At 41.2% G+C, this 13739-nt stretch carries 10 protein-coding genes, 8 tRNA genes and 2 rRNA genes; all 20 read left to right on the top strand.

Translation table 11 applies throughout. The features are described from left to right. Positions 1–52: 52 nt before the first annotated feature. The 20 genes from tilS to PYW36_RS10310 all read left to right on the top strand — a co-directional run bounded on the left by tilS (position 53) and on the right by PYW36_RS10310 (position 13703). Positions 53–1336, top strand: coding sequence for a tRNA lysidine(34) synthetase TilS (gene tilS, locus PYW36_RS10405; protein WP_103159368.1), 1284 nt, complete (start codon positions 53–55; stop codon positions 1334–1336). Continuing rightward, positions 1326–1865 (top strand): hypoxanthine phosphoribosyltransferase, encoded by a 540-nt coding sequence (gene hpt / locus PYW36_RS10400; protein WP_103159367.1) that lies wholly within the window; start codon positions 1326–1328, stop codon positions 1863–1865. Before tilS ends, hpt begins: the two co-directional genes overlap by 11 nt. 145 nt (positions 1866–2010) lie before the next feature. Beyond that, positions 2011–4155: an ATP-dependent zinc metalloprotease FtsH gene (gene ftsH / locus PYW36_RS10395; protein ID WP_103159366.1), complete on the top strand. Its 2145-nt coding sequence runs from the start codon at positions 2011–2013 to the stop codon at positions 4153–4155. Positions 4156–4299: 144 nt separating this feature from the next. After that, complete coding sequence (hslO, locus tag PYW36_RS10390; protein ID WP_103159365.1) at positions 4300–5193, top strand: Hsp33 family molecular chaperone HslO; 894 nt, start codon at positions 4300–4302, stop codon at positions 5191–5193. A gap of 169 nt (positions 5194–5362) precedes the next feature. Next, positions 5363–6292 carry a cysteine synthase A gene (gene cysK, locus PYW36_RS10385; protein WP_037576950.1) on the top strand — a complete coding sequence of 310 codons (930 nt, stop codon included), beginning with the start codon at positions 5363–5365 and terminating at the stop codon, positions 6290–6292. Between the two features lie 313 nt (positions 6293–6605). Continuing rightward, entirely contained in the window at positions 6606–7397 is a 792-nt protein-coding gene (gene folP, locus PYW36_RS10380; protein WP_037576946.1) for a dihydropteroate synthase, read from the top strand. Continuing rightward, a complete protein-coding gene (folB, locus tag PYW36_RS10375; protein ID WP_037576943.1) occupies positions 7387–7758 on the top strand; it encodes a dihydroneopterin aldolase in 372 nt (123 codons plus the stop codon). The genes folP and folB overlap by 11 nt, the downstream gene beginning before the upstream one ends. Then, on the top strand, positions 7751–8230 hold the full coding sequence (folK, locus tag PYW36_RS10370) for a 2-amino-4-hydroxy-6-hydroxymethyldihydropteridine diphosphokinase (RefSeq protein WP_037576940.1): 480 nt from the start codon (positions 7751–7753) through the stop codon (positions 8228–8230). Before folB ends, folK begins: the two co-directional genes overlap by 8 nt. Before the next feature lie 81 nt (positions 8231–8311). Further along, positions 8312–9307: a tRNA dihydrouridine synthase DusB gene (dusB, locus tag PYW36_RS10365; RefSeq protein ID WP_037576937.1), complete on the top strand. Its 996-nt coding sequence runs from the start codon at positions 8312–8314 to the stop codon at positions 9305–9307. A 19-nt stretch (positions 9308–9326) separates the two neighbouring features. Further along, positions 9327–10814: a lysine--tRNA ligase gene (gene lysS / locus PYW36_RS10360; protein WP_037576935.1), complete on the top strand. Its 1488-nt coding sequence runs from the start codon at positions 9327–9329 to the stop codon at positions 10812–10814. A 389-nt stretch (positions 10815–11203) separates the two neighbouring features. Then, positions 11204–11318 (top strand): 5S ribosomal RNA (rrf, locus tag PYW36_RS10355). A gap of 9 nt (positions 11319–11327) precedes the next feature. Then, positions 11328–11403 (top strand) — tRNA-Val (locus tag PYW36_RS10350). Between the two features lie 7 nt (positions 11404–11410). Beyond that, positions 11411–11486 (top strand) — tRNA-Thr (locus PYW36_RS10345). Positions 11487–11493: 7 nt separating this feature from the next. Then, a tRNA-Lys gene (locus PYW36_RS10340) sits at positions 11494–11566 on the top strand. Between the two features lie 18 nt (positions 11567–11584). Next, positions 11585–11659: transfer RNA gene (locus PYW36_RS10335), tRNA-Gly, on the top strand. An 8-nt stretch (positions 11660–11667) separates the two neighbouring features. Continuing rightward, a tRNA-Leu gene (locus PYW36_RS10330) sits at positions 11668–11756 on the top strand. A 9-nt stretch (positions 11757–11765) separates the two neighbouring features. Then, a tRNA-Arg gene (locus PYW36_RS10325) sits at positions 11766–11842 on the top strand. Between the two features lie 9 nt (positions 11843–11851). After that, a tRNA-Pro gene (locus tag PYW36_RS10320) sits at positions 11852–11925 on the top strand. Between the two features lie 19 nt (positions 11926–11944). Further along, a tRNA-Ala gene (locus PYW36_RS10315) sits at positions 11945–12020 on the top strand. A 132-nt stretch (positions 12021–12152) separates the two neighbouring features. Continuing rightward, a 16S ribosomal RNA gene (locus PYW36_RS10310) occupies positions 12153–13703 on the top strand. The last annotated feature ends 36 nt before the right edge of the window (positions 13704–13739 follow it).

Below are 13739 nucleotides of genomic sequence, written 5' to 3'. Positions count from 1 at the left end.
GAGACGAAGGTTGACTTTGAATCTCAACCCCTATTTGTGTGGAGGTGACGTCATGGACATTCAATGGAATAAAGAGGAGCATCTAGTTGTGGCCGTTTCAACTGGCATTGATAGTATGGTTCTTCTCTATCGGTTACTCCATCAGTACAAATCAACCTATCAAAAGTTGACCGTACTCCATGTGCATCATGGACTTCGCCGTGCTTCAGATAGAGAGGCAGGTTTTTTGAAAGATTATTGTCAACAGCATCAAATCGAAGTTTATGTGCATCGATTGGACTTAAGCGCCACAATACAAGCCGGGCGCAGTATTCAAAATGAAGCTCGGAAAGAACGCTATCAATGGTTTGAAAATATGATTCGAAAAGTTGGTGGAGATGTGCTATTAACTGCCCATCACTTTGATGATCAACTAGAAACTATTTTTCACCGCATTTTTACCGGAAGAGTGTTTCGAAGTCCTTTAGGGATGAAAAAAATCGAGCAACGGAACGGTTATCGCATTGTACGTCCTTTGCTTGATGAACCGAAATCGGACATTAGCGCGTTTCAACAAGCCCACGACGTGCCATATTTTGAAGATGAAAGTAACCAAGACGTCAAATATACACGAAATGCAATTAGAAACACGTTAATGCCGATGATTGAAGAACAACCTCAATTGAAAACAGAACATCTTAACAAATTATATGAGATGCATAAAGCTGCACTGGCTCAATTTGAAACTATGGCTGAGGAATATATACAAACGCATGTAAAAAAAACGCACGAAAAGTATGAAATGTCACTGTCATCATTCAATAAATGCCCAGAGCATGTTAAAATGATGATTCTGGACAAATTGATACAAAAATGGGATGCTTTTGCAACGATGAGCGACGCGCAATATCAAGATTGGTTTGCTAAAATGGCGCAACCTATCTCGCAACTTTTACTTTATGCTACAAACACGTGGCGCATCCTTATCGTGTATGATAAATTAATTTTGTCAGCGGAAGAGGGTTCCCCATTGCTTGATGTTGTCCAAATGAATCAAGAAGGACGTTATAAATTTGGCGCCTACCAAATTGAATTGAGTTCAAAAGGAGAAATATGTTTTCCACTTTACATACGGACACGTCAAAATGGAGATCGCGTTGAACTGATGCCACAAGGTCATAAAAAGGTGTCACGCTTAATGATTGATGCCAAAATTCCGCAAGAAGATCGGGAACGTATCCCTTTAGTGGTGGATGCGAACGGACAGATTTTGGCCGTCGGAACGCTGTATCAACATGCCAATTACAACCATTTATTAAATATAGTTTTTTTAGGAGATGAAGAACATGAGAAATGATTTGAAGGACGTACTACTTACAGAAATGGAAATTTATGATATTTGTGATAAATTAGGTCATGCCATTACGGAAGATTATCGTGGCAAAGATTTATTATGTGTTGGGATTTTAAAAGGTTCTGTATTGTTTATGACAGATTTAATCAAACGTATCGACACGCCACTTTCTATAGATTTCATGGATGTTTCGAGTTACCATGGTGGGACGGAATCTACAGGTGAAGTCCAAATTTTAAAAGATTTAAGTACGTCTATCGAAAACAAAGACGTTCTTATTATTGAGGATATTTTAGAAACAGGCACAACATTGAAATCAATTACTGAATTATTAGCGTCTCGTCGTGTGAATTCTTTAGAAATTGTAACATTACTCGATAAACCTAACCGTCGCAAAGCAGACATCGAGGCAAAATATGTAGGTCGCCAAATTCCAGATGAGTTCGTTGTAGGTTATGGCTTAGATTACAAAGAAAAATATCGTAACTTACCTTACATTGGGACTTTAAAGCCAGCAATTTATGAACAATAAACTTTAAAAAAGACGATTCAATATTGTGCACTTTGCTACATTTAATAGAAGTAGCTTGGAAGTCAATGTCAATCACTAGCCAGTCGCGTTTAAGTTATGGTAAAATTTTTGTTAGTTTTATATTTGAAGTAGGAGGAAACGACGCATGCAAAAAGCTTTTCGTAATGTGCTCTTTATAGCTTTAATCGGCGTTGTTATTTTTGGGCTCTTTTCCTGGATTAATGGAAATGGGAAAGTGCCTAAAGAACTTACGTACAAGCAATTTACACAAGAATTAAAAGATGGCAAACTCAAAACATTGGAAGTACAACCATCTAATAATGTGTACAAAGTGAGCGGTAAGTTAAACAACGGAGATGATTATTCATCAACGATTTTATTTAATAATGACAAAGAGCTAGAACAGGTTACTGATATCGCTAAAGATCAGAAAGATTTAGAATTTACGGTTAAAGAAGAAGAAGGTCAAAGTGTATTCGTAAGCATTCTGACTACCTTGATTCCTGTCTTAATCATCGCACTACTATTTATCTTCTTCTTAAGTCAAGCCCAAGGTGGCGGCGGTGGCGGTCGTATGATGAACTTCGGTAAATCAAAAGCCAAAATGTACGACAACCAAAAACGTCGCATTCGTTTTACAGACGTTGCAGGTGCTGACGAAGAAAAACAAGAATTAATTGAAATTGTAGATTTCTTGAAAGACAACAAGAAATTTAAACAAATGGGTTCACGTATACCTAAAGGGGTCTTACTCGTTGGCCCACCAGGTACAGGTAAAACATTACTTGCACGTGCCGTTGCTGGTGAAGCAGGCGTCCCATTCTTCTCAATCAGTGGTTCTGACTTTGTTGAGATGTTTGTGGGTGTAGGTGCAAGTCGTGTCCGTGACTTATTTGAAAACGCGAAAAAGAATGCGCCGTGTATCATTTTTATAGATGAGATTGATGCAGTAGGTCGTCAACGTGGTGCAGGTGTTGGTGGCGGTCATGATGAACGTGAACAAACGTTAAACCAATTACTTGTTGAAATGGATGGCTTTGGTGAAAACGAAGGCATTATTATGATTGCAGCGACGAACCGACCAGACATTTTAGACCCTGCGTTATTACGTCCAGGTCGATTCGACCGACAAATTCAAGTAGGTCGTCCAGATGTGAAAGGTCGTGAAGCTGTATTACACGTACATGCGAAAAACAAACCTTTAGACGAAACGGTAGACTTAAAGGCGATTGCGCAACGTACACCTGGTTTTTCAGGTGCCGACCTTGAAAACTTGCTGAACGAGGCCTCATTAATAGCGGCTCGTGGCGGCAAGAAAAAAATTGATATGCGAGATATTGAAGAAGCGACGGACCGTGTGATTGCCGGACCTGCTAAAAAATCTCGTGTTATTTCTGACAAAGAGCGTAACATTGTTGCACATCACGAAGCGGGTCATACTGTCATCGGTATGGTGCTTGATGAAGCAGAAGTCGTACACAAAGTAACGATTGTGCCACGTGGTCAAGCAGGTGGTTATGCGATGATGTTACCTAAACAAGACCGTTTCCTTATGACTGAACCAGAAATGCTCGATAAAATTTGTGGTCTTTTAGGGGGCCGTGTTGCAGAAGATATTATCTTCAACGAAGTATCAACAGGTGCTTCTAACGACTTTGAACGTGCGACTCAGTTAGCGCGTCAAATGGTTACTGAATACGGTATGAGTAAAAAATTAGGGCCATTACAATTTTCACATAGTGGAGGCCAAGTGTTCTTAGGAAAAGATATGTCAGGTCAACCTGACTACTCTGGTCAAATCGCTTATGAAATTGATAAAGAAGTTCAACGTATCATCAAAGAACAATACGAACGTTGTAAAGAAATTCTTACAAAACATGAATCACAATTAAGATTAATTGCTGAAACATTGCTCACAGAAGAAACATTAGTCGCAGAACAAATTCAATCCTTATTCCATGAAGGTCATTTACCTGTCGTGAATTACGATGATGCCAAAGTGGTCGAACGTCATGACGACGAATTTGAAGAAGGTAAATATGGAAAGTCCTACGATGAAATTCGACGTGAACAAGAAGAATTAACAAATCGTTCACGTGCAGGTGTATCTGAACGTGATAAAGATGAACAACGTACAGCGCATCCAGAAGATGACACACCATCTGAAAAACATCATTCAGAAGAAGATAAACGTCGTAATGAGCACGAAGATCAATCTTCTGAGGATACAACAGGTTACGAAGGAGAAGCAAACATCGATCGTCCAGGAGACAATCAACCTCCTCGTTAATCGCGTTAACCGTCTCGAAATCTATCATTTTCGAGACGGTTTCTTTTTATGTTAAAGTTAGCTTAAATTCAAGTCATATTTGTTGAGTGGATAGCCTAATGCGATTATGATAAAAAAATGAAATATATGAAGGAGCGAATTCAAATGACTCAAGACTATATCGTCAAAGCGTTAGCTTATAATGGCGAAATACGTGCCTATAGTTCGATTACAACGGACACAATACAAGAGGCACAAACACGTCATTATACATGGCCTACAGCCTCTGCAGCGTTAGGTCGTACTATGACAGCAACGCTCATGATGGGGGCTATGTTAAAAGGTGATCAAAAATTAACTGTCACAGTTGATGGCGATGGTCCTATCGGCAAAATTATAGCGGACGCCAATGCAAAAGGGAAAGTGCGTGGTTACGTAACAAATCCACAAACCCATTTCCCCTTAAATGAAGCAGGAAAATTAGATGTCCGCCGCGCAGTAGGGACACAAGGGGCTATTAATGTCGTTAAAGATGTGGGTATGAGAGATTACTACACAGGCAATAGTCCAATTGTTTCAGGTGAACTCGGAGAAGACTTTACCTATTATTTTGCGAATAGTGAACAGACACCCTCTTCTGTCGGTGTCGGCGTTCTCGTCAATCCAGATAATTCCATTAAAGCAGCGGGTGGCTTTATTATTCAAGTGATGCCTGGTGCAAAAGAAGAAACGATTGATCGCCTTGAAGCAGCCATCGCTACAATGACCCCTGTTTCTACGCTCATCGATGAAGGTGTAACACCTGAGGAAATGTTGACGCACATTTTAGGCGAAGGAAATGTCGAATTTTTAGAAACAATTCCAGCTGAATTTGAATGTCAATGTGGGCACGACAAATTTTTAAATGCGATGCGAGGTTTAGGTGAAGCAGAAATCGAGAATATGATTAAAGAAGATCATGGTGCAGAAGCAGAATGTCATTTTTGTCGTTCTAAATATCAATACACTGAAGATGAATTACAAGGTCTTTTGAATGAGCTAAAACATCAACGCGGATAACAGATAATATGAAGCTACGGGATGAATGGTGAGGTTGCCAAGACTGTTTTATTTAAAATTTTGCAATACGCTTTTTTAATTGTCAGAAAAATGGTATACTATTTGTAAATCCGATTTGATAACTATGTATTCCAGAAATGAATATTAAATTAAAGTGAGGTTATTTAAAATGGTAAGAAAGCCTGTAGAAAATATTACTGAAATTATTGGTCAAACTCCTGTCGTTAAATTAAGACATCAAGCTGGTGAAGATGCAGCAGACATCTATGTCAAATTAGAATATCAAAATCCGGGCGGCTCTGTTAAAGACCGTATCGCGCTTGCGATGATTGAACAAGCTGAAAAAGACGGTAAGATTAAACCTGGTGACACTATCGTTGAACCAACAAGTGGTAACACAGGAATTGGTTTAGCATTTGTATGTGCAGCCAAAGGTTATAAAGCTGTTTTCACAATGCCTGAAACGATGAGCCAAGAGCGTCGTAACCTGTTAAAAGCTTATGGTGCTGAATTAGTATTAACACCAGGCGCAGAAGCGATGAAAGGTGCTATTAAAAAAGCAAAAGAACTTAAAGAAGAACATGGTTATTTTGAACCACAACAATTTGAAAACCCAGCGAACCCTAAAATTCACGAATTAACAACAGGTCCTGAACTTGTAGAACAATTCGAAGGGAGAACAATCGATGCCTTTTTAGCGGGTGTCGGTACAGGTGGTACATTATCAGGAGCAGGTAAAGTTTTAAAAGAAAAATATCCTGATATTCAACTTGTAGCCATCGAACCAGAAGCTTCTCCAGTATTAAGCGGTGGCGAACCAGGTCCGCATAAATTACAAGGTTTAGGTGCGGGATTTGTTCCGGACACTTTAGATACTGAAATTTATGATGAAGTCATTACTGTAGGCAATGAAACAGCGATGGAAACTTCTCGTCGTGTTGCAAAAGAAGAAGGAATTTTAGGTGGTATTTCTTCAGGTGCAGCGATTTATGCAGCGATTCAAAAAGCAAAAGAATTAGGTAAAGGTAAAACAGTAGTGACTGTCTTACCTAGTAATGGTGAACGTTACTTATCTACACCATTATATAACTTCGAATAATCATAAATAACTAGGATGCCAGGGGGTATCCTAGTTTTTTTAGTTGAAGAGGTATTTAAAACAAAAGTAGCCTTCCCGTAACACTAGTTTTTAAACGACATGTTCGTCATCGTAAGGAATGAACTGAAGGGTAAAGAGACTAACACCTAAAAGTATAAAAACAAGAAATGATGCAATTTTATAGTCACAGTAATAAAAGGTGTGTTGAAAAACATAGGCTTTGTTTTGGGCATCTGGTACTGACGTTCAATTAATACGAATAGCGCTTAAATTTGCTATAATGAACGTATTCATAGAGAAAGGATGACCAATGATGCATACCACACAAATCATGGGAATATTAAACGTGACCCCCGATTCATTTTCTGATGGCGGACAGTATAATGAGGTGGATAAAGCCGTTGCGCATGCGGAACAAATGATGAAAGACGGTGCACACATTATTGATGTGGGGGGCGTTTCTACGCGTCCTGGACATGAAGAAGTGACCGTGGAAGAAGAAATGAACAGAGTCATTCCTGTTGTCAAAGCTTTGAGCCATTTACCGTTGCGCATTTCGGTTGATACATTTCGTAGTGAAGTGGCCGAAGCAAGTTTGAAAGCAGGCGCACATATCATCAATGATCAATGGGCAGGAATTTACGATGAAAAAATATTTGATGTTGTCGCGAAGTATAATGCTGAGATTATTTTAATGCACAATGGAGATGGACATCGTGAGACGCCTGTCGTAGAAGAAATGTTGGTTACGTTACTCAAACAAGCGAATAAAGCTGTTTTGGCTGGCATTCCAAAAGATAAAATTTGGCTTGATCCAGGCATTGGTTTTGCCAAAACACGAGAAGAAGAACAAGAAGTGATGGCGCGTTTAGATGAACTTGTCGCAACAGGGTACAAAGTCTTACTCGCAACCAGTCGAAAACGTTTCATTAAAGAACTTTTAGGTGGCGACAACAAAGTTACTGAGCGAGATGAAGCGACCGCAGCCACAACAGCCTATGGCATTATGAAAGGTGTCGATGGGGTGCGTGTCCATCATGTTCAGATGAACGCAAGACTCGCCAAAGCGATGGACACATTGAAAGGATATGAAGATGAGAGATAATATATTTTTACAAGGATTAGAATTTTATGCCTACCATGGCGCGCTCCCTGCTGAAAATGAAATAGGCCAAGTTTTTATGGTGGATATTGAAATGAAAGTCGATTTATCTGAAGCGGGTGAATCGGATCGTGTTGAAGACACAGTCCATTACGGAGAAGTCTATGAAGATGTAAAAGCGATTATGGAAGGGCCTCCTGTCAATTTACTTGAATATCTCGCTGAACGTATTGCAAAGCGTATAAATTCACACTATAATCGTGTAATGGAAACGAAAGTTAGAATTACGAAAAAAAACCCACCGATTCATGGCATTTATAATGGCGTGGGAATCGAAATAGTGAGGGTGAATCATCGTGGTTGAAGCTTATCTAGGTTTAGGTAGTAATATAGGTGACCGTGAACAACAGCTCAAAGAAGCAATTGAGCGACTTCAACTTGAAGCACACATTGAAGTGAAGCATGTATCCTCCATGTATGAAACCAAGCCGGTAGGGTACGTAGAACAACCAGATTTTTTAAATCTTTGTGTACAGGTGCAAACGACTTTGGAACCTGAGGATTTATTAGACCGTTGTTTGTCTATTGAACAAGCTTTACATCGTGTGCGTAAAGAACGTTGGGGGCCTCGAACAATGGATATTGATGTCTTATTGTACGGGGATAGTATTATTGAGACAAAACGTTTAACTGTACCACATCCAAGAATGACGGAGCGTGCGTTCGTTATGATACCGCTTAACGAAATTGCATCACAAGTCGTTGAACCACGTAGCCAACAAACGATTCAATCTCTTGTTCAACCTGATGCAACAGTTGTAAAATATAAAGGTTGATTTAAATTTAGACCTTCTTTCAACAGTAAATGTTGAAACCAGTGACTAGTTCGTTATATTAATTTATTGGAGGCACGACATATGTGGAAAATTGGAGACGTCGAAATAGAAAATAGAGTCGTACTTGCACCGATGGCGGGTGTATGTAATTCAGCCTTTCGCCTCACAGTCAAAGAGTTCGGCGCTGGACTGGTGTGCGCTGAAATGGTGAGTGATAAAGCGATTTTATTTAACAATCCAAAGACGATGAAAATGTTATATATTGATGAAAATGAACGTCCACTATCGCTACAAATTTTTGGTGGAGAAAAAGAAACACTTGTGGAAGCTGCAGAATATGTTGATAAAAATACAACAGCTGATATTATCGACATCAATATGGGATGCCCAGTCTCTAAAATCATAAAATGTGAAGCAGGCGCACGTTGGTTGCTTGATCCTAACAAAATTTATGAAATGGTTTCTGCAGTGACAGAACGTGTGAGTAAACCGGTGACATGTAAAATGCGCATTGGTTGGGATGAAGATCATATTTACGCAGTTGAAAATGCAAAAGCTGCAGAGCGTGCAGGTGCAGCGGCAATTTCCTTACACGGACGGACACGTGTGCAAATGTATGAAGGTAAAGCTGATTGGGACATTATTAGACAAGTGAAAGAAGCGGTGAACATCCCTGTGATTGGTAATGGAGATGTGACGAGCCCAGAACTTGCTGAAAAAATGTTAAAAGAAACGGGTGTAGACGCGGTAATGATTGGTCGCGAAGCACTTGGGAACCCATGGATGATTTATAGAACGGTACATTACTTAGAAACTGGTGAGCTCATCGATGAACCAGAAGTCGATGATAAAGTTGAAATTGCTTTATTACATCTACGTCGATTAGTGGACTTAAAAGGTGAAAAAGTCGGCGTTATGGAAATGCGCAAACACGCCTCTTGGTATCTAAAAGGTGTCAGAGGGAATGGTAAAGCACGTAAAGCATTGAACCAAGCTGAGACTGAAGCGGAAATGATAGAAATCCTAACGCAATTTCGCGATGAAATGTTAGCACAACAAACGAAAGTAGAAGCATAGACAAAAAGGAGAGGTAAGCATGTCAGAAGAAATGAATGACCAAATGCAGGTACGCCGTCAAAAATTACAAGAATTACGCGATTTAGGAATCGACCCTTTTGGCGAAAAATTTGACCGTACAGGCGATGCAGAAACATTAAAAACACAATGGGACCAATTTTCAAAAGAAGAATTGGCTGACAAAGAATCAGAAAGTCATACGGTCATTGCAGGAAGACTTATGACTAAACGTGGTAAAGGTAAAGCAGGATTTGCACACATTAAAGATTTAAGTGGTCAAATTCAAATTTATGTTCGAAAAGATCAAGTTGGAGAAGAACAATTTCATATATGGAATACAGCGGATTTAGGTGATATTGTCGGAGTCGAAGGTGTGATGTTTAAAACGAACACGGGTGAACTTTCAGTGAAGGCAAAATCATTTAAATTACTATCAAAAGCATTGCGTCCTTTACCAGACAAACACCATGGTCTTCAAGATATCGAACAACGCTATCGTCAACGTTATTTAGACTTGATTACGAACGAGGAAAGTACACAAACATTCATCAACCGTAGTCGCATCATTCAAGAAATGCGTACATACTTAAATGAAAAAGGCTTCCTCGAAGTTGAAACGCCAATGATGCACCAAATTGCAGGGGGTGCCGCTGCACGTCCATTTGTGACGCACCATAACGCACTAGATGCAACACTTTACATGCGTATTGCAATTGAACTACACCTCAAACGCTTGATTGTCGGCGGTATGGAAAAAGTATACGAAATCGGTCGTGTATTCCGTAACGAAGGTGTATCTACGCGCCATAACCCTGAATTTACAATGATTGAATTGTATGAAGCCTATGCAGATTACCAAGATGTGATGAACTTAACAGAGGAACTTGTTGCGCACGTTGCACGTAAAGTGTTAGGAACAACTTCAATTCAATACGGTGATAATACAATAGAATTAGAACCAAAATGGCGTCGTCTCCATATCGTAGATGCCGTTAAAGAAGCCACAGGTGTGAATTTCTTTGATGTGAAAACAGATGAAGAAGCCCACGCTTTAGCTAAAGAACATGGCATTGAAGTAGACAAAAATATGAAGTACGGCCATATTTTGAATGAATTCTTTGAACAAAAAGTCGAAGAAACATTAATTCAACCGACATTTATCTATGGACATCCAATCGAAATTTCACCACTAGCAAAGAAAAATCCTGAAGACCCACGTTTTACAGATCGTTTTGAATTATTTATTGTTGGGCGTGAACATGCCAACGCATTCACAGAGTTGAATGACCCAATCGATCAACGTCAACGTTTTGAAGCGCAACTTGTTGAAAAAGAACAAGGTAATGATGAAGCGCATGAGATGGATGAAGACTTTATTGAAGCATTAGAATACGGTATGCCCCCAACAGGCGGCTTAGGTATCGGAATAGACCGTTTAGTGATGCTATTGACGAATGCACCGTCTATTCGTGACGTATTATTATTCCCGTATATGCGTCAAAAATAATTAGAATATTAAAAGTCAAAGCACATGTTGTAAAGGGCAAACCCTTCAACGCAACGTGTGCTTTATTTATTCTTAACATAGCCATAAAAAATTTTGAAAAACATTAAAAAACGCTTGCTATTTACGACAAAACCCTTTAAAATATTTCAAAGTGAGCACGAAATAAGCGGACTGAATTTTAAAGTAAAAAAACTTTAAATAAGTTAATGAAAAGTGTTGACACTTCTCTTGAAATTATGTAATATATAAAAGTCGTCAAAACAAGCGGCATACACATTTAAAATGTTTGTAAAAAACTTTAAGAAAGTGTAAAATTAACTATTGAAAAGTGTTTGCAAACTGTGTATTATAAAAAGGTAGCCAAAACGAGTTGCGAATTAAATAAGTTGTCTGGTGACAATGGCAAAGAGGTCACACCTGTTCCCATGCCGAACACAGAAGTTAAGCTCTTTAGCGCCGATGGTAGTCGGACTTACGTTCCGCGAGAGTAGGACGTTGCCAGGCAATAATTATGGAGAATTAGCTCAGCTGGGAGAGCATCTGCCTTACAAGCAGAGGGTCGGCGGTTCGAACCCGTCATTCTCCACCATTTATGAGCCGGCCTAGCTCAATTGGTAGAGCAACTGACTTGTAATCAGTAGGTTGGGGGTTCAAGTCCTCTGGCCGGCACCATTTATGTGAGCCATTAGCTCAGTTGGTAGAGCATCTGACTTTTAATCAGAGGGTCAGAGGTTCGAATCCTCTATGGCTCATCATTCGAATACTATTGAGCAGAAGTAGTTCAGCGGTAGAATACAACCTTGCCAAGGTTGGGGTCGCGGGTTCGAATCCCGTCTTCTGCTCCATTATTTTTGCCGGGGTGGCGGAACTGGCAGACGCACAGGACTTAAAATCCTGCGGTGAGAGATCACCGTACCGGTTCGATTCCGGTCCTCGGCACCATTCGATAAAGCGCCCGTAGCTCAATTGGATAGAGCGTTTGACTACGGATCAAGAGGTTATGGGTTCGACTCCTATCGGGCGCGCCATTTTAATAACGGGAAGTAGCTCAGCTTGGTAGAGCACTTGGTTTGGGACCAAGGGGTCGCAGGTTCAAATCCTGTCTTCCCGACTTCTTAAAAACACCTTATGGGGGCTTAGCTCAGCTGGGAGAGCGCCTGCTTTGCACGCAGGAGGTCAGCGGTTCGATCCCGCTAGTCTCCACCATTTTTATTTTTAGATGAACATTGAAAACTGAATGACAATATGTCAACGTTAATTCCAATAATTTTGAGTACGTAACGTACTTTCAAGAGTGATTGGCTGAACCAATCAACGAGCTATATCAAGCTTACTTCTTTTATGGAGAGTTTGATCCTGGCTCAGGATGAACGCTGGCGGCGTGCCTAATACATGCAAGTCGAGCGAACTGACGAGGAGCTTGCTCCTTTGACGTTAGCGGCGGACGGGTGAGTAACACGTGGGTAACCTACCTATAAGACTGGAATAACTCCGGGAAACCGGGGCTAATGCCGGATAACATATCGAACCGCATGGTTCGATAGTGAAAGACGGTCTTGCTGTCACTTATAGATGGACCCGCGCCGTATTAGCTAGTTGGTGAGGTAACGGCTCACCAAGGCAACGATACGTAGCCGACCTGAGAGGGTGATCGGCCACACTGGAACTGAGACACGGTCCAGACTCCTACGGGAGGCAGCAGTAGGGAATCTTCCGCAATGGGCGAAAGCCTGACGGAGCAACGCCGCGTGAGTGATGAAGGTCTTCGGATCGTAAAGCTCTGTTGTTAGGGAAGAACAAATGTGTAAGTAACTGTGCACATCTTGACGGTACCTAACCAGAAAGCCACGGCTAACTACGTGCCAGCAGCCGCGGTAATACGTAGGTGGCAAGCGTTATCCGGAATTATTGGGCGTAAAGCGCGCGTAGGCGGTTTTTTAAGTCTGATGTGAAAGCCCACGGCTCAACCGTGGAGGGTCATTGGAAACTGGAAAACTTGAGTGCAGAAGAGGAAAGTGGAATTCCATGTGTAGCGGTGAAATGCGCAGAGATATGGAGGAACACCAGTGGCGAAGGCGGCTTTCTGGTCTGTAACTGACGCTGATGTGCGAAAGCGTGGGGATCAAACAGGATTAGATACCCTGGTAGTCCACGCCGTAAACGATGAGTGCTAAGTGTTAGGGGGTTTCCGCCCCTTAGTGCTGCAGCTAACGCATTAAGCACTCCGCCTGGGGAGTACGGTCGCAAGACTGAAACTCAAAGGAATTGACGGGGACCCGCACAAGCGGTGGAGCATGTGGTTTAATTCGAAGCAACGCGAAGAACCTTACCAAATCTTGACATCTTTTGACCACTCTAGAGATAGAGTTTTCCTCTTCGGAGGACAAAATGACAGGTGGTGCATGGTTGTCGTCAGCTCGTGTCGTGAGATGTTGGGTTAAGTCCCGCAACGAGCGCAACCCTTGAGCTTAGTTGCCATCATTAAGTTGGGCACTCTAAGTTGACTGCCGGTGACAAACCGGAGGAAGGTGGGGATGACGTCAAATCATCATGCCCCTTATGATTTGGGCTACACACGTGCTACAATGGACAATACAAAGGGCAGCGAAACCGCGAGGTCAAGCAAATCCCATAAAGTTGTTCTCAGTTCGGATTGTAGTCTGCAACTCGACTACATGAAGCTGGAATCGCTAGTAATCGTAGATCAGCATGCTACGGTGAATACGTTCCCGGGTCTTGTACACACCGCCCGTCACACCACGAGAGTTTGTAACACCCGAAGCCGGTGGAGTAACCATTTGGAGCTAGCCGTCGAAGGTGGGACAAATGATTGGGGTGAAGTCGTAACAAGGTAGCCGTATCGGAAGGTGCGGCTGGATCACCTCCTTTCTAAGGATAATATACGGAATATCGCTTTTAAGCGAT

The sequence above is a fragment of the Staphylococcus chromogenes genome (genome assembly GCF_029024625.1).
In the GTDB taxonomy this organism is placed as follows: domain Bacteria; phylum Bacillota; class Bacilli; order Staphylococcales; family Staphylococcaceae; genus Staphylococcus; species Staphylococcus chromogenes.
This window is presented reverse-complemented; position numbering and strand designations above follow the sequence as displayed.

Coding starts and splice junctions, on each gene's coding strand:
- dusB (WP_037576937.1), top strand. CDS start 8,312: ATGTGGAAAATTGGAGACGTCGAAATAGAAAATAGAGTCGTACTTGCA.
- folB (WP_037576943.1), top strand. CDS start 7,387: ATGAGAGATAATATATTTTTACAAGGATTAGAATTTTATGCCTACCAT.
- hpt (WP_103159367.1), top strand. CDS start 1,326: ATGAGAAATGATTTGAAGGACGTACTACTTACAGAAATGGAAATTTAT.
- folP (WP_037576946.1), top strand. CDS start 6,606: ATGCATACCACACAAATCATGGGAATATTAAACGTGACCCCCGATTCA.
- hslO (WP_103159365.1), top strand. CDS start 4,300: ATGACTCAAGACTATATCGTCAAAGCGTTAGCTTATAATGGCGAAATA.
- tilS (WP_103159368.1), top strand. CDS start 53: ATGGACATTCAATGGAATAAAGAGGAGCATCTAGTTGTGGCCGTTTCA.
- lysS (WP_037576935.1), top strand. CDS start 9,327: ATGTCAGAAGAAATGAATGACCAAATGCAGGTACGCCGTCAAAAATTA.
- cysK (WP_037576950.1), top strand. CDS start 5,363: ATGGTAAGAAAGCCTGTAGAAAATATTACTGAAATTATTGGTCAAACT.
- ftsH (WP_103159366.1), top strand. CDS start 2,011: ATGCAAAAAGCTTTTCGTAATGTGCTCTTTATAGCTTTAATCGGCGTT.